General features: G+C 62.6%; 18 protein-coding genes. 6 read left to right on the top strand and 12 right to left on the bottom strand.

The window, feature by feature from the left end:
• The first annotated feature begins 484 nt into the window (after positions 1-484).
• Complete coding sequence (locus KQ303_RS02030) at positions 485-1,198, top strand: hypothetical protein (protein ID WP_259728946.1); 714 nt, start codon at positions 485-487, stop codon at positions 1,196-1,198.
• A gap of 7 nt (positions 1,199-1,205) precedes the next feature.
• Here KQ303_RS02030 and KQ303_RS02025 read toward each other — a convergent pair whose 3' ends face one another.
• From KQ303_RS02025 to KQ303_RS02005, 5 genes are all read right to left on the bottom strand, one after another.
• Positions 1,206-2,447, bottom strand: a complete 1,242-nt coding sequence (locus KQ303_RS02025) for a hypothetical protein (RefSeq protein WP_259728945.1) — start codon at positions 2,445-2,447, stop codon at positions 1,206-1,208.
• A 30-nt stretch (positions 2,448-2,477) separates the two neighbouring features.
• On the bottom strand, positions 2,478-5,771 hold the full coding sequence (locus KQ303_RS02020; protein WP_259728944.1) for a hypothetical protein: 3,294 nt from the start codon (positions 5,769-5,771) through the stop codon (positions 2,478-2,480).
• A 61-nt stretch (positions 5,772-5,832) separates the two neighbouring features.
• Positions 5,833-7,338, bottom strand: a complete 1,506-nt coding sequence (locus KQ303_RS02015) for a hypothetical protein (RefSeq protein WP_259728943.1) — start codon at positions 7,336-7,338, stop codon at positions 5,833-5,835.
• A 1-nt stretch (position 7,339) separates the two neighbouring features.
• The gene (locus tag KQ303_RS02010; protein WP_259728942.1) at positions 7,340-7,876 is read right to left on the bottom strand and encodes a hypothetical protein; all 537 of its coding nucleotides are present in this window, start codon (positions 7,874-7,876) and stop codon (positions 7,340-7,342) included.
• A gap of 14 nt (positions 7,877-7,890) precedes the next feature.
• A complete protein-coding gene (locus tag KQ303_RS02005) occupies positions 7,891-9,378 on the bottom strand; it encodes a hypothetical protein (RefSeq protein WP_259728941.1) in 1,488 nt (495 codons plus the stop codon).
• 612 nt (positions 9,379-9,990) lie between these two features.
• Between KQ303_RS02005 and KQ303_RS02000 the strand changes: the two genes are divergently transcribed.
• Complete coding sequence (locus KQ303_RS02000) at positions 9,991-10,380, top strand: hypothetical protein (protein WP_259728940.1); 390 nt, start codon at positions 9,991-9,993, stop codon at positions 10,378-10,380.
• Between the two features lie 325 nt (positions 10,381-10,705).
• Here the strand turns inward: KQ303_RS02000 and KQ303_RS01995 are convergent, their stop codons facing one another.
• Positions 10,706-11,506: an ARC6/PARC6 family protein gene (locus KQ303_RS01995; protein ID WP_259728939.1), complete on the bottom strand. Its 801-nt coding sequence runs from the start codon at positions 11,504-11,506 to the stop codon at positions 10,706-10,708.
• A 251-nt stretch (positions 11,507-11,757) separates the two neighbouring features.
• On the opposite strand from KQ303_RS01995, the gene KQ303_RS01990 reads away from it, so the two are divergent.
• From KQ303_RS01990 to KQ303_RS01980, 3 genes are read left to right on the top strand one after another with little or no spacing between them, the layout of a single operon-like run.
• Entirely contained in the window at positions 11,758-11,952 is a 195-nt protein-coding gene (locus KQ303_RS01990; protein ID WP_259728938.1) for a hypothetical protein, read from the top strand.
• A 25-nt stretch (positions 11,953-11,977) separates the two neighbouring features.
• Complete coding sequence (locus tag KQ303_RS01985) at positions 11,978-12,289, top strand: DUF3721 domain-containing protein (protein WP_259728937.1); 312 nt, start codon at positions 11,978-11,980, stop codon at positions 12,287-12,289.
• Positions 12,289-12,729, top strand: a complete 441-nt coding sequence (locus tag KQ303_RS01980; RefSeq protein WP_259728936.1) for a hypothetical protein — start codon at positions 12,289-12,291, stop codon at positions 12,727-12,729. The genes KQ303_RS01985 and KQ303_RS01980 overlap by 1 nt, the downstream gene beginning before the upstream one ends.
• A gap of 5 nt (positions 12,730-12,734) precedes the next feature.
• Here KQ303_RS01980 and KQ303_RS01975 read toward each other — a convergent pair whose 3' ends face one another.
• Positions 12,735-14,003, bottom strand: coding sequence for a chloride channel protein (locus KQ303_RS01975; RefSeq protein ID WP_259728935.1), 1,269 nt, complete (start codon positions 14,001-14,003; stop codon positions 12,735-12,737).
• Positions 14,000-15,187, bottom strand: a complete 1,188-nt coding sequence (locus tag KQ303_RS01970) for an MFS transporter (RefSeq protein ID WP_259728934.1) — start codon at positions 15,185-15,187, stop codon at positions 14,000-14,002. Before KQ303_RS01970 ends, KQ303_RS01975 begins: the two co-directional genes overlap by 4 nt.
• A gap of 29 nt (positions 15,188-15,216) precedes the next feature.
• Between KQ303_RS01970 and KQ303_RS01965 the strand changes: the two genes are divergently transcribed.
• On the top strand, positions 15,217-15,771 hold the full coding sequence (locus KQ303_RS01965; RefSeq protein ID WP_259728933.1) for an antibiotic biosynthesis monooxygenase: 555 nt from the start codon (positions 15,217-15,219) through the stop codon (positions 15,769-15,771).
• A 2-nt stretch (positions 15,772-15,773) separates the two neighbouring features.
• On the opposite strand, the gene glnT is transcribed toward KQ303_RS01965, so the two are convergent.
• Genes glnT through KQ303_RS01945 form a run of 4 tightly spaced genes read right to left on the bottom strand, consistent with a single transcriptional unit; the run spans position 15,774 to position 20,310 of the window.
• On the bottom strand, positions 15,774-17,015 hold the full coding sequence (gene glnT / locus KQ303_RS01960) for a type III glutamate--ammonia ligase (RefSeq protein ID WP_259728932.1): 1,242 nt from the start codon (positions 17,013-17,015) through the stop codon (positions 15,774-15,776).
• A 42-nt stretch (positions 17,016-17,057) separates the two neighbouring features.
• Positions 17,058-18,047: an alpha/beta fold hydrolase gene (locus tag KQ303_RS01955; protein WP_399232624.1), complete on the bottom strand. Its 990-nt coding sequence runs from the start codon at positions 18,045-18,047 to the stop codon at positions 17,058-17,060.
• Positions 18,044-19,012, bottom strand: coding sequence for a fatty acid desaturase (locus KQ303_RS01950; RefSeq protein WP_399232621.1), 969 nt, complete (start codon positions 19,010-19,012; stop codon positions 18,044-18,046). The genes KQ303_RS01955 and KQ303_RS01950 overlap by 4 nt, the downstream gene beginning before the upstream one ends.
• Positions 19,013-19,044: 32 nt before the next feature.
• A complete protein-coding gene (locus tag KQ303_RS01945) occupies positions 19,045-20,310 on the bottom strand; it encodes an MSMEG_0569 family flavin-dependent oxidoreductase (protein WP_259729077.1) in 1,266 nt (421 codons plus the stop codon).
• Between the last annotated feature and the right edge of the window lie 211 nt (positions 20,311-20,521).

Below are 20,521 nucleotides of genomic sequence, written 5' to 3'. Positions count from 1 at the left end.
TGTTGCGTGTGAAGAAGGGCAGTGAAATCGTTTCGATCTCGCCCGCACTGAACTCAGCGGTGTCGACGTTGTCGACGTGGGTGAGCAGGGCGATGTAGCGCGTGCGTATCCTCACCAGCCGTTGATCAACCTTGGAATCGTTGAGGGAGCCGTCCTGGTGGAGCTGGGCCAGCTTGGTGGCCAGTGGCGTGGTGAGCCGCGCCAGCAGCAACGACAACCAGAGGGCAACCAATGCCACCAGCAGCTGAAGTCCAAGAACAACGCCTTTGGAGTGATCAATCAGCGCAGACAGGTCTGAAGCAGCGATTGGGTCGTTCATCAAGTCGTGGCGGCCGCTGCTGCCTGTGGTGGCGGAGGAAGTTCATGGTAGAGGCTGGCAGCGGGAGGTTGACTGATTGTTCGAGCGGTTAGCTCTGACATGAATTGAGAAGGTCTGCGCAGGAATCGCTAGGGTGAAGCTCTAGCTGAGCCCAAGTGGAACCGAATGGCCGAGGACGACAAGATCGTTCAATCGATCAAGTTTCTGCTCAAGAGCGTGAAGCAGCTCAGCGATCGCTTCCTCCAAGCCGATGCAGAGCTGAATCAGACCATTGCCGCCATCCATGGGGATCTCAGCGATCTGCGCGAACGCGTGGAGCATTTTCCCCAAGGCCAGCATGAAGGAGGGGCAATTGACAGCTCCACTGGTGGACGCTCAAGCCCACCCGAGTTGCCTGTACGGCCAGAGACTGCCAATCGTCTGATTCCTGTTCTCAATCTATCTGTGGCGGCCATTCTGGATGTTTATGGCAACACGCCCGTTTTGCTGGAGCCTTTTGCTCGGCCCTGTGGCGTGAGCGGCCGCACACTTAGCGGTGAGATCGAAGAGCTGGAATTGGAGGCCTTCGCCCAAGGCACCACATGGGCGCTTGAAACCCTTGACAACGGGTGGTTGCTGTTGCCGCGTCCCGGCACCTTGGGGCGCATTACCCAGCTGCAAACGTTGGGAAGGCTTTACGATGTCGACGGCAGCAAAGATCTGCCTGCAGTGCTGCACGTGATTCGTCCGGCGTCGGCTGAGTCAGTGGTGTTCGGTCGCCGTTGGCAGCTGAAGGCGAAGGGCGCATTGAGCACGACTGCGGACCCCCTCAACGCCAGTCCATGGGCAAAGATTGCGCAACTGGAGCAGCGCTTGGCGAAGCTGGAGGCGAATGCCTGAGGGTGATTCATCCCGGCACGATCACTGTTCCTTGCTTCACCACCTCCCATAGACCGCCAACCTCCCTCACTTCTGCCGGGACCTTCAATTCAGCGCTGGAGACGAGCTGGCGTTCATAGGTGAAGATCCCCTTGGCTGGTTGGTTTGTATTGAAGCTTTCCAGGGTAAGGAAGGTGGGGAACAGCCAGTTCCTTGTTTCCACAGCGATCAGTACGTAGCTCCCCCCTCCGGGGACAGATCTCAACTGTGTAGTGTGGCTGAGGGAGCCGCGAACCAGGCTGTCTTCAGATTCACTGGTGATATTCAATTCGGCGGTTGTAATCCTACGCAGTAGGCTTCTATCTCTATTCTGAGTGGCTGCTTGGAAATCCTTGATTATTATTTCCAAGGGTGTTTGAGTCGTCGATTGGGCGGGTGACTCTTGGTCTGCCTGTGTGAAGCCCGCCAGGTAGGCTGCAAAACCAGCAGAGGGGGAGGCACTCTCATTGGCTTGCGGGAAGAGTTGTTGGGGCCTTGATGATCCACCCGGCGACTTAATCTGAATGGCGAAACTGGGATCTGCTGTTGCAGATACTTCTTGACGCGTGGACTCTTGTGGCTTGTGCGATTCTTCAATGGCGGCTGCAAGCCGGATTAGCTCAGCCTTCATCTCGTGAACATCCGATTGGAGTTGTCGGATTGCAGAATTGTTTCTGGCCTCAGTTTGTTTGAGAGTGTCAATAAAAGGTGTGCTATCTTCGTCGTCTGAGCTTGTCGTATCAACTTGATCTGTGTGGTATTTGTTGGATTTGATGGGGTGGCCATCGGGCATCTCTGCTTCCACGCTATGCCTATCTCTTCTCCTGCGAAGGCTTCCCCAAGGGCTTGAAGTGCCATGATGGTTCACTCTGAAGACGACTAGATAAAGACCACAGAAAAGAAGGCCTAGTGCAATGATCGAGACAAGATACCATTTGGCGTCATCCTCCTTGGAGAGCTGTTGAATAGCCTGTATTGGATTGGTGGCGGTGGATTGAGTACTTTCTTGTTGAGTAGCAATTATATGCGCTTGTTCTCCCGTGCTATATGAGACGATGTTGCCTGGCTTGAGACTTGGACTTTGGCTAAGCATTAGAGAGGGCCTGTCTCCTTCGGCGCTAGCGTGTAATTGGGAATCACCGTAGACGGTAATAATTCCTGTCGCAATGAGTGCAAGAAAGATTTTGGCGCCCTTGGGCTGAAACCGATGCTTCATGATCTTAGGATGCAAGGAATAGAGGTTATTGCCTGGGAAATGGCTTCAAAAGCGTTCAGCCCATTGCCGTGACAAGGTGTTGATCAGAGCTCTTAGAGCGAGGACAAAGCCTGGCTCTGGCTCCAAATCGTTGATGTCTTTGTTCACGCGTTCAAGGCAGATTGCTCGAACTTGAGTCTCAACGTCACTCCAGAGTGTGTTGGGTGAAGTTAGATTGCTGATCGGCAGGAGTGTCGTGATTCTTGCGCTGCTCAACGCTGCATCGTAGTTGCTGACAAACTGCTTCAGCTCGCGAAGACTTCCTAGTGCGTAGCTTTCAACTCTGTCGATTCCGTTGAAGTCGACTCGATCAAGTGTCTCAAATACTTTGTCATTGACAACAAGTTCTTCGCCTGTGATCATTAGTTCATCGCGCGGATCAAAATCTCCCTGAAGGTTCACCCCGCTGCTGATAAGTCCACAGGATGTTTCATCCTTGAAGGCGCCAGACAGTGTTGTGCGTGCGGCACCCGTAGAGCTGGATTCAAAGCCTGCGCTTTTACTCTGCATGATCTCAAAGAGTTCATCTGCATCGCAGCCCGGTGAAAAGGAGCCGCTTTCATCCAGCCAGTTCAGGAATCGTGCGCCGTTGCCTCCCATATACACGGGGAAAGGTGCTTGCCTTCGAAGCAGGCCTTCATTCCCCAGTGCCTTGAGAATCAAGCCAAGGTAGTGATAGATCCCTCCGAAACTCACTGCCATGATGCTCACGAACTCGATCAGCTGACGCTCCTGATCGGCACGGTGAATTGGCATCCTGTCACGTAGAAGTTCATCAGACTCGTAGCGGAGGCAGTTGTCAAACCAGCTGTTGAAGTTTGGATCCTGTCGGAGTTTTGCGTCATTCTCGGAAATCTCGCCGGTGATCCCAGGTGCAAAAAGAAAGCGAATAAAAGTTGGTTTGTTCTGCAGTACGTTGGTGCAGATATTTCTGCCAGCAAAGGGAACGGAAACCTGATGCAGTAGGCGGTTTTCTTCCCAGATGCTGATGTCCGTGGTGCCACCCCCTACGTCTAGGCAAGCGGTGTGAACCATTTGTCTGTTCAGGTAGTTGCCAAAATAGCTGGCAAAGGCCACGGCTTCGGTCTGAAGACCAGCGGCCCCTCCTTCGTCCTTGAATGTCTGCCTCAGGCCCGTTAATGCGGAGAGTTCGTTGCATAGATCTGTCCAGCAACGGCGGTAGCTGCGTGCTTCGTTGGGGGAGAAGGCGCTTGGGTAGGAGACGGACCATGACACCTCTTTCGCCCCTGATGCGGCAGCATTGCTGCTGATCAGCAGTGCCATTTCCTTGAGAAACGGCTTTTGGTATTGCGGCTGACGCCATTTGAAACCTGTGCGGATGCTGGGTCCACGCAGGGCGTTTGCATTGGTACTCGGCCACTGCACACGGGCTTGATGATAGAGATCGGGAACTGAGCCTTTCACCTCTTGCCAGCCGTATGTATTCAGTGCTGTGGATGTGGGCGGGTTCGCTCCCTTTGGGAGCAGGACTTCTGGGATGAAGTATTTGTAGAGGCGGTTGAGCTGTGTTTCTTTCTCGGCAAGAGTCAGTGGGATCACCCGAGTGTCTAGTGGTTTACGGGCGGGTCCTGAACCATCGTCAACGAAGAAATTGGTAAAGGACGTCCCGAAGTCAATACCCACCCGCCAAGCGGCTGACAGGTTGGTGGCAGGTGGTGGTGGATTGACGGGAATCAGCCCGCAAACTTCTCCACGCTCGATAAGTTTGATCAGGTCTGGAAAGCGCCTAGCGGTGTAGTATTTTACACTTTCCTGCGCTTCTCGGCCTTTGTGAAGCTCATAGTCGTCAAAGCCGTCTACGGTGAGGCTTGAGCTACTGTCATCGCAGAAGATATAGAAAAGCTGCCAGTCTGTGTCCGCGATGTTTGGCCAAAGGGTAATGACGGGAAGATCCTGATCAATCAGGTTTTGTTCTTTGATTGGGAAGGATCGTGTCATTGGATAGGCCGACCGATTCCCTTGAAGTGGGAGCATCACCGTCACTTCCATCTCCATGCCGCTTCCGGTTTCCACCATTCGCAGCGTGCAGCGGCTGGCAAGTTCTGCGCTGCTGAACAAGTCTCGCATCCGCTCTCTCAGTGGCAGCAAGGGGGTGACGCGGCTGCCGTTCACCACTGGTCTTCCCTCTAGGCGGTTGGGCAGCCAGGAATTCACCAGCGCTGACTCTCCAGGTAAAAGGAAGAGTTCCGGCATGAACACGTCATCAGGTGTGAGCACCTCGATCTCGTTTCCGTACAGCCGTTCCAATTGCTGCTTGTCAAATCCCACTGATTCCAGCGTTGCAGCCTTGTACAAGGCAATGTCGTTGGCGGCCAATCCGAGCCGATTGGGCATCTCCGGATCAACCAGGATCACCGGACAGCTCGGGGTTTGATCCAGGGGCCGTAGCCGGCGATCACCCAACTCCAGGGTCGCCTGGCTCGGGCTGGTGCCACCCTTGGCAGCACGCCGCAATAGGGCTACCGCACTGGGATTCGTGGGCAGGCTTGCTACGGGGTTGTCTGAGAGGGTGGGATTGCTTGGCTTGCCGTCGATCAGCTGCCTGATGAAACGATTGAGCACGTCATCCATGTGTCCCGCCATCACCTGACTCTGCCGATCGGGAGCGTTGAGGAGGCCTTGGCTCAGGTAGTGGATCCAATCGGCCAGAGCCTTTCGCTGTTGATCGCTAAGGAACTTCGTTGGCACGCCGAAACGGCCGTTGGCCGTCCAGTTCATGCCACGAATGCCGGCGGGAAGGTGGACCGCAGGGCAGATCACCGTGGAAGGAGAGGTGAAGCCGATCACCACACCCTCCACCTTCAGCACGTGCAGGGTGTCCCAGGGGTTGCTGCGATCCGGCAAGGCATAGAGAGTTTGCTCACCGCTGGGTTTGGTGCTCATCAGGCTGCGTGCAAATGGCCCCACTGCTTCATCTTTCGTGGTGGCCAGGTTGGCGAGGGCCACCCTCTCTGCATCCAGCTTGAGCCCGAACATTTCCCACAGCCCCAAGGTGGCGATGCAGCCGAAGAGTTCCTCAAGCAGCGCTTCGCGGGTTGGGTAGCGGGGATTTCTCACGGATTGCTCAAATTGCAGCGCCCGCGACCACGGGGAAGGCAGGGCGTTGACTTGGCTGCTGGCCACCTCATACACCAGGGAATTGGCGATGGTCCCCAGTGTTCCCTGATCGCGCCCCAGCCACTCGCCTGATCGGGATCCGCCGGCCATGGCCGGATCGGTTTTGGGAAACCAGGGGTGAACAAGGATGTTGTTGTTGTCGGCGGCGGCGTCTTGGGCCATGGCGGGTCAGTGGCTTTGGTTGTGAAGGGTGGACTGGGCAGTAGCCAGAGATCAGATGTCGTCAGTAGCTGAGCCGCCAAAGGGTGTCTGCCAGACCGGCCACTCCGTTGTGGGGAATCTCCGCGGGGTTGAGCACATCCATGCGCACCTTGATGGCCTCAACTGTGTCGTTCGCTCCCTGGTGTGTGGGCCGAGCCGAGCCCTTCACCACCCGGTCGAGGGCATTTTCGTGGGTGTCGTTGCGTTCCAGCACCTGAGGGTTGAACAGCTCCTGACTGAAGCCGGTGCCGGTATTGCTGCTGAATTGTTGCAGCCATTGCAGCAGGGTTACAGTGTATGCATCGATGGCTCTCTTCAATTCCAGCTCCTCAGTGCTGGAAATGCTCGGACGCCCGGCCCGGGTGCCGCTGGCCTTGCCACTTGGCTGGAAGAACTGACTGGCCCAAGGAGCGCCGCTGAGGAAGGTGGGCATCGCCATATTCTGCGCGGCATCAATTTCAAGACTGAAATTGTTGAGCCAGGCCACAGCAAACCGCGCCGATCGGGCCATGGCTTCACCTACCTCTTGGTTGTCGGGAATGTCGTCCCAACTGATCTGATTGACAACGGCTCGACTCAGGAAGTGGGCGTAGCAGCCCGCTGCGGCTGGAGCAAGCCCGTGGCGCATGCCGAGAGCGGCCAGCAACTCAACAACGTGGGCGGAATTGTTCTGGCTGAGGCCGCCGATGCTGAAGCCGTAACGGGCCTTGATGTCGCTGCCGATCAGGTACACCTGATCGAAACAGGTGGTGCCACTGGTGCGTAGATACTGCAGAGCCGCATCGGTATTGAGCTGGAAGTTGCGGGCTTCCGCGTGAACGCCAGTGTCTGCCTGGGCTTGGCCGTCGAAGTCGAAGTAGGGGAGTAGCAGCGAGGCATTCACGCGCACGCTGCTCAAACCCCGATCCTGTAGCCAACTCTTGAGCATCTGACCCAGGGTTGGCACGCCGGAGGCGCCTGTGCCACCAAAGACACTGCCGAACAGGTGAATCACGGGGGCTTCACCACCGCCAGCCGCTGATTCGATATCGCTCAGCATCTGTTTCCATTGGCCCGTCTGGGCCTCACTGGCGATGTCCACCCGGCTCATCACCGCTGAGCCGATCGGCGGCCGGCCACGGAATCCCACGTCGAGCTCAACGGTTTGCTCTTCTGGTGGAAACAGGCAATCGAACAAAGCGGCCAGGCCGCTGGCCTGGGTACGAAGCACTGGCTTGGGAAACACCTGGGCCAGGCTGATGCCACTCGCCGCACTGCCCAGAGGGCTCCAGGTGCCGTAGTGGCGCACTTCGCCACGAGCGAAATCGCTTGCCCGATGACTCAGCAACTGCCGCATCTTGCCGTAGCGATCAATGGCCGTTTCCGCGCGAGCCAGCAGGGTGCTCTGTAGATCCGGTTCCACCAGGAAGGTGCCGAGGCGAACGGTGTTGTTGGCTTCGTTCTGCAGCAGGCCGCTGGCATGTAGGTGAGTGAGGGCTTCCAGGCACTTGGCACCACTGCCGCCCACACCGATGGCAAACAGGCTCATCTCAACGACCTCCGAAAAGTTTAACGGCACCGGGCACCACCAATCGGTAGCTTCGCGGGGATCCAAGCACTGTGGGTAGCCAGAACAGCAGGGCCACATCAATGACGACAAACAGGATCAGCACCAGCCAACCTGTGGGTGGCACAGGGAAGTAGTTGATCGCACTTCCCTCAACTGGCGACTGACCCTGCAGCTGCCAAATGAATACCGTGAAGAACAGTTGATATAAGCAACCGAGCAGCACCAAGACAGTGGCGGCTGTCCACCACAGAGGCCGCATTCGCCGAACCTCAGCGCCGTTGCGCGGCCGTGCCCTGCTCGTGACGATCAGCCAGAGCAGCAGCGCGATGATGCAGCTGATCCAGAGCACGGTGAAGGAAGGGCTGCTTCCGCTCTGGAGATAGCTGTTCAGGTCAAGTCCATCTCCCCCCAGCAGCCCGGCGAAGAGGTTGAGGAAGATCCAGTTCTGCCCGATGAACACCCAAAGGAGGCCAAGGAAAAAGCTGAATCCCAGCCAGATGTAACGAAGTGACGGCATGAAGAGAGTGGATGTCAGATGTGCTGAAAGGCGAAGCAAAGAGCAGCGGCAGGAGCCTTATTGGGCGATTGTGCCTGTACCTGTTGGCCAAGGGTGGTCATGAGCAGCAGTAGGCCTTCGGTTTTTTCTTTGGCATTGGTGGCTTTGGGATCATCCTTGTCCCATTCGATCCACCACTGCTCGGGCAGGCTGCCGCGTGGGATCGTGGCCCGAATGGCCCCAGCTGGGGCTGAGGGGGGGATCTCCAGCTCCAAGCGGAGGTTGGACCCTGCAACGCTCATGCTTTTGAGGCTGATTCCGCTTGGATCGGTGCTGTCGTTCGGGGAAAGCTGGATCCGCTCCAGCTTCACCAAGCCGAGATCAGGCCGGGTGACGCCGCCGCTCCAGGGTTGAATCGTGGCCAGGGCAATCCCCGTGGAGCCATCCCTGAGCTTCGCGAATCGGTATTGAGAATGACTGGAAGGGTTGTATGTGTTGCCTCCCAGGCGTAAAGGCTCGCCAGAGCGACCAATAGTCTGAGGGATCAGCGTGGCCGAGTTGATTGTCAGAGTCTTGGGTTCCGACTGCGCATCAAGAATCGAAAGTTGCTGACTGCTCACCCCCTTGAGGGCCATGTTCTTGCGAATCTCCTCCAGGACCTCTCTCACCTGAACGGCATTGCCGGTGGCCAGCAGGTACACAGGCCGGTCAAGCTTGCCGCTGAACACTGGTTTGCCGCTGGCATCAAAGACTTGCCCCTCAAACGGCAGCTTCAGGGCCAGAATCCCGGCGGAAGCGCCTTTGCTGAGATCCGTGCGGATGGCACCGATCAAGGTGGAGATGTCGTTCTGATTCACTTCCAGGTCGCTCACCAGCAGGCGCAGGGGGGTGGCACCGGCGGGAGCGTTGACTTCCCACAAGGTCTGAAGGCTTGAGGCCACGGCGGGAAAGGGTGCGCACCCCTGAAAGAAGCAGGGATTCCTGGCGGCTGTGACGGATTCGCTGTTCAGTGCCTGCGCCGTGCCTGCGCCGATTCGGTAAGCCCGGGCGGATAGGCCCTGCGTTTGGGTGGAGAGATTGATCGACTGCAGCAGGCTGAGCCAACGGCTCGCATCGCTCGCGCGGGCATGGCCGAGCATGGAGCCACTGCCATCGATGCCGATCAGAATCTCTTTGGCATTTGTGCCCATGCCTGATGGCGGCCCTGCCCCCGTGACTGGGGGTGAACTTTTCGTATTTTGATTGGTCTTCGTGGCTGTTCCGCTGTTGGGTGACGCACTATGTTCGACGCAATCCGGCATTGAGGCACCTGTGCAGCTTGCCAGCAGGGGCAGAATGGCCAAAAGGGCCGCCAGGCCTTGAGTGTTCACAAAGGTCATCTGTTTCCCAGGGCGACCAAGCGAAGTGTGACCAGCACCCTGATCAACTCCTAGACCAACACAACGATAGGCGGAGATGGCCAGCAGGAATGTGCCTGGGTGAGCGGAAGGCCATGGCCGGTAGCTGAGCGAATCTTCAGCCACAGAGTTGTAGGGGTTGACTTTTTGGTGTGGTCATCTCTGCTGGTGGCGCCTACTGGAACACGAGTGGTTGCTGAGTTATTGTAGGGCTTGTTGTGAAATCTAGTGTAGATAATTGCAGCATCAGGCTGTGACGAGTGACTTCTTTGCTGTTGGGGTTCTGATCGCCTTCACGTGCCTCCATCCTGCGACGTTGATGCCCCAACTTTCGCCTTCCCGTCTCGCAACCCATGTCTTTGTGCGTTTATGGGCTTAACGGTGGATAGCGACATCCAAAAACCTGAGGTGAGGCTGAGCGCCTTCGGGTTGAGTTGTGCGGGGCCTGAAGTGTAAAAATCTGCCGCTGGTCCTGATGAGAATCCATTGGTTTGCGTGGACTCACCTCCAGCCACGCTTCACCGAATGAGGCTCTTCTGTTCATTGCGGCTCTTGTTCCTTTGTCTGCGATGCTCTGCGACTTGGTTGTGCTCAACGAGACACTTCTTTGGCTCAAGCACTCCATCGCTAGCTTCATTGCCTCCGGCCTAAGATAGGCCGCAATTTCGTGACAGTTGCGGATCGGCTACTTCCTCTTCGGTGCAATGGTGGTCAGTACTTGCTGATCTTGAGAAGAGCTTGCTTGCAGCTTCCCGCAGCCACTATGCCAAGGACTTCTGTCGTTGGCATTCTTCAGATGGCCAGCATCAGCATTTTCCAGGAGCCGCAGCTACTTGCAAAGCTTCCGTGCACTTGCCACGCCCTGGAGGGCAGCAATCATCATTGGTGCTGGTGCTGGTGCTGGTGCTGGTGCTGGTGCTGGTGCTGGTGCTGGTGCTGGTGCTGGTGCTGAGGAAGCACTGTTGCTCTTGTTTTGGCCAGCATGAGCTGCTTATGGCTATTCTTCGAATGTTATGCCGGCTCTGGGCTACCTGCCTGATCGCGCTCAAGTGGTGTTGGCTGGAACGCCAGGATTGGTTTGATGGATGGCAAGCCAATGGGCTTCTGCCACATGATCGACTTCGCTAGTGGAACTTCCGCTTAGGCCGCCGCCCATGCGTGTTCTATTGTTGAGGCCTGCAGCCAAGTGCAGCGAGGCCTTTTGTGAGATCCGTGCTAAGCCCACCTGGACTAGGAAGTCGCTTGGCTCACGCAGAATGATCGGGTGGAACTCTAGGTCTCTACATCAATCAATTAGGGTGGCCGTACGCGACATCTGTTGGCCACATGTAGTACCGCTTCTGCGAAGCAGCTGCCGCAGACTCACCTCAAGTAGAGGTGGAGTTTGCACCGGGATCAATGCTTCAGCGGATTGCTGGTGAAGCTGCCTCCCTTCTTCATTTGCCTCTGCAGGCTATTGTTGTTTCTTGTAGTCCCATATCTTCCAGTTGCCACCTTCCTGGCGAAACGTGTATCGATATGTATCAGTTGAGTTTGTTGGCTTGGTTCCTTTGGGGCTGTGCAAGGCCATGTCTTGTGTTATTGAAACGGTGACCGATGGTTCATCGGTATCCCTGGAGAAGTCTGTTATGTTGTTGATTGTGTTGCTTGCATAGGAGTAGTGGCTGTCATTCTCCTTCAGCCAGTCAATTGACCCGCCCGCCTTGGTGATGTCGTTCCAAAGGGGGCCGTTGGCAACATAGGCATCCACCGCTTGGCTGATGAATGGGGGGGCAAAGACTCTGGGCTTGGCGTCAAGCCAGCCTTTGATAAGGGAAAAGGCCTGTTCTTGTGTCAGGGCTTCGGCTGAAGGTTCTTGGTTGGTTGCCTCGCTGGACACGCTGGGCGTGTAGGGCTCGGTTTGCGCTTTTGGTTCGCTGGTTTCCCCTGGTTCTCGAGGCTCTGAATGTGTGGGCTGCTTGCTAGGTGGGTTGGAGGGGCTCGACTGACTTGTGAAATGACTCCTAACGACGCCCAGGGTTCCAGCAATGCCAGCCAGCACGATGAGCAGAAGCCAGGCCCAGCCTTTAAGTTTTCGCCTGGATGCGTGGGCTGCTGGTGAGTGCTGCGCTGAGGTGTAGGGCAGAGGCGGTGGTGGTGGAGCGAAGTTGCCGGCTTGCGTGTGGGTGGCTGGAGCCAATGTCTCCAGTTCTGCCAAGAGGCGTTCGGCTTCTTGGCTTGCGGCTTCAATGTTGCGGTCGTTGTGGTTGCTCATGACATGCTTGAAATGCCAGGCTGAATTCCTGTGGCTTCAGTTCAGGCGATGCTTTTGTAGGCGGTCTGCTGCTCTGAGAATCCAAGACACTGCTGTCAGATTCTGACCCATGTGACGCATTTTTCCGCGCGTGAAACTTTCTCATGCTGCAGCTTAGTGGGGCATGAGTGTCTTTGCAAACGCCGCCTCATGCAATTCTCCTTTTTGTTGGCTCTAGGTTGCTTGTTTGCCTGGGCCTTCAGGAGAATTGCTTGTCTGACTTCTTTCTTTCCGGCTGGGCCTCCGCACTGTCTAGTGTCGGCATCGAAGCACTGGCGTGGCGCTTGGATGTCGATTGCGTTGAGTTGTTGTTGATGTTCTGGTGCGCGGTGATCTTCCTGGTGGATTGCCCGAAGCTCCTGTCCCGCCGCCCGCAAGGCCAGGCCCCCGCCCACCACTGCCTCTAGATTTCCGCCGATGACGATCGCTCTGATGACGCGTTCTTTCCCTGCCGGAAGCTTTTGGCCGCGCGTCCCCGCACTGACCCTGGCAGCACTCACTGTTCTATTCGCTACCGCCCGTCCAGGGTTCACCAGCAGCACCCCCAGCTCTGCCAAGGACGGGGGCGTGCAGGCCGTGTTTGCCACGCAGCAGGAGGCCGAGGCAGCAGCGCCTCGCTTCGGTTGCAAGGGGGCCCATCGCATGGGCAACGTCTGGATGGCCTGCGCCAGCCACCCTCCCGCCGGCGGCAGCCAGAAAGGCGGTCAACAGAGTGGCGGCCAGCATGGCGGTCACTCGCATTGATGGACGACTCCGCGTGCGGCGCCAAGCCGAAGCTGGTGGCCATCGGCATCGCCCCCCTGGGGATCATTTCGATCGGCATCGTGCCGATGGGGGTGGTGAGCATCGGTGTGGTGCCGATGGGGGTGATCAGCCTCGGGGCCGTGGGCATGGGGGTGATCAACCTCTGCGTGGTGGGGATGGGGGTGGTCGTGGCCGGCGTCAATGTGATGGGCGTGTGGTGGACGGGCCTTGAGGGCATGGGGCCATTCCGGCAGGGGCCGATCCCGGCGCGCGTGCACCATCACCACGGCGCCGCGCCGCCGCCCGCAGCCCTGATGGCCTACCCCAGCAAGGAAACGGCGCTGCAGAAGGCGAAGGAACTTGGCTGCGAAGGCGTCCATGCCATGGGCGAGATGTGGATGCCCTGCAGCGAACATCCCGGCGGCCACGGCGCGCACTAGGGGCCTCAGCCTTTGGCGCCTGCCCGCAGAAAGGCTTCGGTCTGGGCTTCGTTCCAGCTGATGCCGCCGAGCCAGCGGCCGATGGAGGCGGCGATCGCCGCGGCGGTGAGCAGCCAGGGCAGCACGGCGGCATTGCCCTGCAGCGTGAACACGAACAGGCCGCAGAACAGCGGGGTGCGGCAGGCGCCGCTGAACGCCGCGGCGGCGGCGACCGCGGCCAGCGCCGCCTGCTGCTCCGCCGGCAACTGCTGCAGCCAGGGGCCCACCAGCACCGCCCCCAGGCTCATGGAGTCGTGCATCAGGCCGCCCGGTGCACCGATCGCGATGCTCAGCAGGGGCCCCAGCAGCCGCGGCAGCGGCGCCCACCAGGGGCTGTCGGCCGTGCCGGCCAGGGCCGGGCCGAGCGCCAGCGAGCCGTCGTTGAGGCTGATGCCGGCGCTGGCCACCGCCAGCAACGTGAACAGCGCCGCGATCGCCACCGCCAGCGGCAGCCCCCTGGAGCGCAGCCAGGGGCCGAGCCACTGGGCCAGCGGCACCAGCAGGCGCACCAGCACCACCCCCACCAGCGCCGCCAGCACAGTGATCAGCAGGGCCAGCGGCAGCAGCTCGGCCGCCATGGCCACCGCCACCCCTTCCGCCAGGCGGGCGGGCTGGCCCAGACCCGTGGTGAACAGGGTGCCGATGCCGGCGAGCACCAGGGTGGGCATCACCAGGTTGAAGCCTGACACCGCGCTGAGCTCTTCGAGCGCGTAGGCGGCGCCCAGCAGCGGGGAGCGGAAGGCGGCCCCGAGACCGGCACCACCGCCGATCGCCGCTGTGAGCGCCAGCGGTAGCTGCTGCAGCGGCACCAGCCGGCGCCGCAGCGCCAGCAGCAGGGCCGCACCGAGGGCGGCGGAGGGGGATTCGGTGCCCACGCTCAGCCCGGCCAGGTGGGTGAGGGCCAACAGGGGCAGGCGGGCCAGCTGGTGGCGCAGCGACAGGGGGGCCAGGGCGCGCTCGCGCTCGGCGTCGCTGCGGGCTGTCTGCAGCGCCATCACACCGGTGAGCCCACCACCCCGGCCCGCTGCCAGCGGCCCCCAGGCCAGCAGCACAAACAGCAGCGTGGCCCCAGCCGGCGCGAGCACCAGCAGGGGATCCAGCGCCCCGTCGCCGCCGAGTGGCCAGAGCCGCTGCAGCTGGAAGCCCAGCTCCGACAGCCATTGGTAGGGCAGTTCCGCCAGGCCGATCAGCGCACCGGCCAGCAACAGGCAGAGCGGGAAGGCGAAGCGGTTCATGCCGGGGTGAGGCGGGTGTAGGAGCAGACCAGCAGCCCCAGCACCAGCGCCAGGGCGAGCAGCGTGAGCGCCAGCGGCAGCTGGGAGCTGGCGGGCAGCACGGTGGCGATCAGCACCAGCAGCCCCGTGCCCTCCTGCTGCAGGAAGCCGGTGAGCGCGGAGGCCTGCCCGGCCTGGGCGGGAAAGGATTGCATCGGCATCGCCAGCCCGATCGGCACGAGCACACTGGCGCCGAAGGTGATCACCAGCATCGGTAGGAACAGGGAGAGGGTGTCAAACCAGCCGCCCAGCCCCAGCCCCACCATCAGCAGCCCACCGAGCAGCATTGCCCCCAGCCCGAAGCGCAGCAGCCACGGCTGCCCCCTGGCCACCACGAACCGCACCACCATCAGCGCACCGGCGATGTAGGCCACGGTGAGCCCGAGCGAGAGGGAGCCGAAGCCCGCTGCGTCGAAACCGAAGCGCGTCTCGTAGATGAAGGGACTGGCGGCGTCGTACAGGGCGATCATGCCGGTGGCGACGGTGGCGATCAGCGACGGCAGCAGGAAACGGGCATCCACGGCGAGCCGCAGGTAGCCGCGGCCGATCGCCGCCACGGATGGACGGGTGGCGGCCGCCGCCAGCTCCCGGCTGAGCGACTCTGGCAGGGCGCGGGCCAGGTAGAGGGCGGTGGCGAGCCCCAGCGCCGCCACCAGCAGGAAATCCACCCGCCAGCTGGTGGCGCGCCCGATCAAGCCGCCCACGAAGGGGGCGAAGCCGAGCGCCAGCGCGAAGCTGATGCTGGCGAAGGACATCGCCCGCGCCAGCTCCCGGTTGCTCAGCACATCCCGCAGCGCCGCCCGCGACACCGAGGTGCCGCAGCCGGCCCCGATCCCCTGCACCACCCGCAGCAGCCGGAACGGCTCGAAGCCCGGCACCACGGCCAGCAGCAGGCTGGCGGTGATGAACATCCAGAGCCCGGCCAGGGCGATCGGCCGGCGACCGTGCCGATCGGAGAGCGGCCCCCAGACCAGCTGGGAGGCGCCGTAGCCGAGTGCATAGGCAGTGACGGTGGTTTGCGTGGCGGCGGCATCGACGCCGAAGTCACTGGCCAGCTGCGGCAGGGAGGGCAGATCGATGAACAGGCCGGTTTGGCCGAGCGCCGCACCCAGGCACACGTACAGAATCACCGCCAGGTTGCTCATCCGCCCTCACCCGCTGAGGGTTGCGCTGCATGCCCCACGAGGATCCCGCCGTCACTGTCGATGTGCTGCAGCGGGTGAAGCCTGGCCGCACGGAAGCCTTCGAGGCGGCCCTGAGCGAGCTGGTGGCCGCCGCCCGCCGCTGTGAGGGCCATCTGGGCGTGAATGTGTACCGCCCGGTGGATGAGCACGATTCCACTTACCGGATCGTGTTCAAGTTCGCGCGTCTCAGCCAGCTGCGCCGCTGGGAGGTGTCGCCGCAGCGCCAGGCCCTGCTGGCTCGCGTGGCGGAGCACACGCAGGAGCCACCGCAGATCTCCGTGCTGAGCGGGCTGGAAACCTGGTTCACCCTGCCCCGGCAGCCGGGGGTGCCGCCGCCGCCCCGTTACAAGATGGTGGTGATCACCACCCTGACGATTTTCCTGCTGATCAACCTGATCAGCCTGGTGCTTTCGCCCCTGGTGCGGGAGCTGAACCCCCTGCTGCGCACCCTGCTGGTCACCGCCTCGACGGTGACCCTGATGACCTACGTGGTGATGCCAAGGGTGACGCGGCTGTTCCGCCGCTGGCTCTACCCGCGCGCCTGAGCTCACACCTGCCGCCGCATCTGTTCATAGGCCTGGCAGAACGGTTCGCCCAGTGCCTGCCGCAGCACCCGGTCGGCGGCGAAGGCCTCCAGCGCCTCCTCCACGCTGCCCGGCAGAGGCCGCGCCCGGCCGATCGGCGGATCGGTGTAGGCGTTGGCATCCTCGCGGGGGCCGGGATCGAGGTTGCGCTCGATGCCATCGAGGCCGGCGGCCAGCACCGCCGCCGGCAGCAGGTAGGGGTTGGCGGCGCCATCGGCGAGGCGCAGCTCGAGCCGCTGGTCGTCGGGGATGCGCACCATGTGGGTGCGGTTGTTGCCGCCGTAGCTGATCCAGCCCGGTGACCAGGTGGAGCCGGAGGTGGTGTGCAGACCGCCGAGCCGCTGGTAGCTCTCGGCCACCGGGTTGGTGAGTGCGCAAAGCGCTGGCGCATGCTCCAGCAACCCGCCCAGAAACTTGTAGGCCAGCGCCGACAGGCCCAGCGGCCCGCGTGGATCGTGGAACAGGTTGTGGCCGTCGGCGTTCCAGAGCGAATGGTGCAGGTGGGCGCCGTTGCCGGTGAGGGAGGCGAATGGCTTGGGCGAAAAGCTCACCCGCGCGCCGTGCTGCTCGGCCATCGCCTGCGCCATCACCCGGAAGAAGGCATGGCGGTCGGCGGTGACCAGGGCGTCGGCGTAGGTCCAGTTGAGCTCGAACTGACCGTTGGCATCCTCGTGATCGGCCTGGTAGGGCCCCCAGCCCAGGTCGCCCATGCCATCGAGCAGGCCGCCGATCAGCGGGTACTGCCGCATCAGCGCCAGCTGGTCGTAGCAGGGCTTGCTCTGGCTGTCGTCGCCATCGGCGATCGCGGCGCCGCCGGGCTGCAGCAGGAAGAATTCCGCCTCCACACCGGTGCGGAAGTGGTACCCCAGCCGCACGGCCCGCTCCAGCTGGCACTTCAGAACCCAGCGCGGCGACTGCTCCAGCGGCAGGCCGCCCACCTGCAGGTCGGTGGCCACCCAGGCCACATCCCGCTGCCACGGCAGCACCATCAGGCTGGAGGTGTCCGGCAGGCCCAGCACGTCGGGGTCGGCGGGGGTCATGGCCAGCCAGGCGGCGAAGCCGGCGAAACCGGCACCGGCGGCCGCCACCTCCTGCACCGCCGCCACCGGCACGAGCTTGGCCCGTTGCACGCCGAACAGATCGGTGAACGAGAAGAGCACGTGGCGGATGCCGCGTTCGGTCGCGAAGCGGGCCAGGTCGGTCATCGAAGCGGTGGGGGTGAAAGGGATGGGGGGTCAGGGCCGGCGTCAGTCGTCGCAGAGCCGCTCCAGGGCACTGCGGATGAAGGCCTGTTCGGCTGGCGCGTCGCGGGGGTTGCCAGCGCGATGGCCCAGCACCGAATCGATCACCGCGAAGTGGGCGCCGGCAATCTGACGGGCTTCGGCGGCGCAGTCGTCGGGAGGGAAATAGAGGTCGTGGCTGCCGGCGAGCACGGTGGTGCGGGCGCGGATGGCGCTCAACGGTGCCGGCAGGGCGTTGGCCAGCCAGGCATCGAGCATGGCGATCAGGTCGTGGGGATCATGGCGCCGGTAGGCCGGCAGCCAGCTGCGCTCCACCGCCTCCTCCACGCTGGCGATGCCCTGCACCAGGTGCCGCCCCTCCTTGTAATAGGCCTGGCTGGCGGCCCAGCTGGCGTAGATCAGCGCGAAGGTGCGCAGACCCTGCTCGGGCCTGGCGCGGAAGCGGTGGCCGTCCCAGGCCGGATCGGCGGTGAGGGCCTGGCGCAGGCTCAGCAGGAACAGGCGGTTATGCGGGGTGGTGTGGGCCGTGCCGCAGAGGCAGAACAGCCGTTCCACCGCCGCCGGGGCCAGGGCGCCCCAGTGGTATGCCTGCTGCGCCCCCATCGACCAGCCGTACACGAGCGCCAGCCGCTCCACCCCGAACAGCCCCTGGATCAGCTGCTGCTGGGCGCGCAGGTTGTCGCTGTGGTGGATCACCCAGCCGTCTTCCGCCAGTCCCATGGCGCTGTTGCTGGGGCTGCTGGAGCGGCCGTTGCCGAACTGGCTCACCAGCACCACGCACCAGCGTTCCGGGTCGAGGATCGGGCCCACCACCCATTCGATGTCCTCCGGCCAGGCCCCGTAGGAACTGGGGTAGAGCACCAGGTTGGAGCGCTGCGGGTTGAGCGTGCCGTACACCCGGTACGACAGCCAGGCATCCGGCAGCGCCTGGGCGCAGTGGAAGCGGAACGGCCCCAGCGGGAAGTGGCGGTCGCCGCTGGACGCCGGGGCGCTCAAACCGGCTGCGGTTGGAGGGTGGGGGCGGCGGGCAGCTCCAGCAGCGACGGATCGGCCAGGAAGCGGCGATGCACTGCCAGGTAGCCCGGATCCAAATGACGCAGCTGGGGCGCCAGCCACTGGTGGGCCGCCGGCAGGGCATGGAACGGCACCGAGACGAACAGGTGGTGCTCTGCGTGGAACGGCATGTTCCACATCAGCCAGCGCAGCGGCGCCAGGGTGCTGGTGGTGCGGGTGTTGCTCAGGCCGTTGGTGCCGGTGTCGCAGCCGCCGTGCTCGGCCAGCAGCACGAAACGCAGCAGCGGTTGCCCCAGCGCCAGCGGCAGCAGCCAGTGCCAGAGCAGAAAGCCGTTGCCCCCCGGCACCGACAGCAGCAGCAGCACGCCGTAGACAGCCGCCTGCTTCAGCAGGGAGCTGCGCACCGCTGGCGCCGCATCGGCGGGGATGTAGGGATTGGCGCTGAACTCACCGCGCAGGCCGCGCAGATGGCCGCGCAGCTTGGCGTTCCACCAGGGCAGGCCGCTGAGTTCAAGCAGGTAGGCCCAGCGGCTGGTCGGCGGTTGGTCTTCCAGTTCGGGATCAAGACCCGGCTGGTGGGTGTAGCGGTGGTGCCACTGGTGGTAGCGGCGGTAGAAGTCGGCGTTGTAGAAGCTCAGCACCCCTGCCCACCAGGCCACGGCGTCGTTGACGGCGCGGCTGGCGAAGGCGGTGCGGTGGCCGCATTCGTGCATGGCGCAGAAGGCGAAGGCCAGGCCCCAGCCGCACAGCAGCAGGGCCGGCAGGCGCAGCAGCAGGCTGAGCCGCTCGTCGCCCCACACCCAGCCCGTCGCCAGGATCAGCGCCGCATGGGAGAGGGTCTGCAGCCAGCCGGCCCGATCGGAGCGGCCATTGAGCTCGCGCAGCTCAGCGGCGGGGATCAGGGCGCTGGCGTCGTTTGATGGGGTCGCCCCTGGATGGTCGTCCACGGAAGGGGTCGCCGCTGGATGGTCCACAGCCGTCATGAGCCGAGCAGTGCCGTGCATTCCAGCGGCTCCGTCCGGCTGCCGCGAGGCTGCAGCTGCTGCTGGATCCGTTGGGCGAGGTGATCGGCGTCGCCGCCGATGCCGCAGAAGCGGCCCGAGCCCCAGGTGTGCAGCCACGGCAGGCCGATGAAATAGAGCCCCTCGGCCTGGGTGATGCCCCGGTGGTGCACCGGTTCGCCGCTGCCATCGAACACCGGCACTTCCACCCAGCTGAAATCGGAGCGGTAACCCGTGCACCAGATCACGGCGGCCAGCGGCTCCTTGTAGAGGTCGATCAAGCTGAGCTCGCGGCTCGGGGCAGGGCGCCAGCAGGGCTGGTACGGCGGCTCCAGCGGCGCGCCGAGGCCGTTGGCGGCGATGTAGGCGTCGATGCTGGCGCGGATGCGGGTGTACACGGCATCGGCCGCATCCAGGTTCGCGGCCAGGTTGTCGGCAAAGCTCAGGCCCGCTGTGGTGATCAGCTCCAGCCGGCCATGCAGCACCATGCCTTCGCTGGCCCGCTGGCGCAGGTCGATTTCGCGGCCGCCGTCCCGGCCCGTGAGGTAGTGGTTCGTCTTGTGGCGGACGGCGCGGGGATCGTCATGGGCGTCGATCGGGGTGTCGTAGACCCCCATCCGCTCCAGCCACTCCACCACGTCGCGGCCGCGGTAACGGCGCGGCGAACGGGGCGCCGAACCCACGCTGAGGTGCACGCGACGCCCGGCCAGGAAGAGATCTTCGGCGATCTGGCAGCCCGACTGACCGCTGCCCACCACCAGCACCGGGCCCTCCGGCAGCTGATCGGGATGGCGGTAGTCACGGGCATCGAGCTGGAGCACCTTGCCGGGCAGCCGCTCGGCCATCGGGTGGCGGCGCGGGTGGTGGTAGGCGCCGGTGGCGATTACCACCTGCTCGGTGTCGATCACGCCGGCGCTGGTGAGCAGGCGGTAGCCATTGCTGCTGGGCACCAGCCGTTCCACGCTCACCCCCTCCCGCACGGAGATGGCTGAACGTTCGGCGAAGCGGCGCACGTAGTCGACGATCGCCTCACGGCCCATGAAGCCGTCGGGATCATCGCCGTCGTAGGGGAAGCCGGGCAGGCGGCACTGCCAGTTGGGGGTGACCAGGCAGAAGGAATCCCAGCGCTGCTGCTCCCAGGCGTGGGCCACCCGGTGGCGCTCCAGCACGAGCGCCTCGATGCCCCGTTGCTGCAGGCAGCTCGCCACCGACAGCCCCGCCTGGCCGCCGCCGATCACCACCACCGGCGCCGTGACGGGGGCGGCAGCGCCGTCGGTTGCCGCGCCCTGCGCAGGTGTGCCACCGGGAGATGCAGCGATGGTCTCAGCGGCAGAAGCGGCGGGTGAGGTGGAGGCTGACCCCACGGGCAGGCGGCGAAGGGGAGGAAGAGAAGGAGAGGAAGAGAAGGAGAGGAAGAGAAGGAGAGGAAGAGAAGGAGAGGAAGAGAAGGAGAGG

Source organism: Synechococcus sp. CS-1333 (assembly GCF_025128015.1).
Lineage (GTDB): Bacteria > Cyanobacteriota > Cyanobacteriia > PCC-6307 > Cyanobiaceae > MW101C3.
Note: the sequence above shows the minus strand (reverse complement) of the source record. Positions and strands in the feature narration are given on the sequence as shown.

Excerpts from the sequence above, each read along its gene's own strand:
- glnT (WP_259728932.1), bottom strand. The coding sequence starts at position 17,015 with ATGACCGACCTGGCCCGCTTCGCGACCGAACGCGGCATCCGCCACGTG.
- KQ303_RS01980 (WP_259728936.1), top strand. The coding sequence starts at position 12,289 with ATGGACGACTCCGCGTGCGGCGCCAAGCCGAAGCTGGTGGCCATCGGC.
- KQ303_RS02015 (WP_259728943.1), bottom strand. The coding sequence starts at position 7,338 with ATGAGCCTGTTTGCCATCGGTGTGGGCGGCAGTGGTGCCAAGTGCCTG.
- KQ303_RS02030 (WP_259728946.1), top strand. The coding sequence starts at position 485 with ATGGCCGAGGACGACAAGATCGTTCAATCGATCAAGTTTCTGCTCAAG.
- KQ303_RS02010 (WP_259728942.1), bottom strand. The coding sequence starts at position 7,876 with ATGCCGTCACTTCGTTACATCTGGCTGGGATTCAGCTTTTTCCTTGGC.
- KQ303_RS01985 (WP_259728937.1), top strand. The coding sequence starts at position 11,978 with ATGACGCGTTCTTTCCCTGCCGGAAGCTTTTGGCCGCGCGTCCCCGCA.
- KQ303_RS02020 (WP_259728944.1), bottom strand. The coding sequence starts at position 5,771 with ATGGCCCAAGACGCCGCCGCCGACAACAACAACATCCTTGTTCACCCC.
- KQ303_RS01970 (WP_259728934.1), bottom strand. The coding sequence starts at position 15,187 with ATGAGCAACCTGGCGGTGATTCTGTACGTGTGCCTGGGTGCGGCGCTC.
- KQ303_RS01995 (WP_259728939.1), bottom strand. The coding sequence starts at position 11,506 with ATGAGCAACCACAACGACCGCAACATTGAAGCCGCAAGCCAAGAAGCC.
- KQ303_RS01965 (WP_259728933.1), top strand. The coding sequence starts at position 15,217 with ATGCCCCACGAGGATCCCGCCGTCACTGTCGATGTGCTGCAGCGGGTG.
- KQ303_RS01975 (WP_259728935.1), bottom strand. The coding sequence starts at position 14,003 with ATGAACCGCTTCGCCTTCCCGCTCTGCCTGTTGCTGGCCGGTGCGCTG.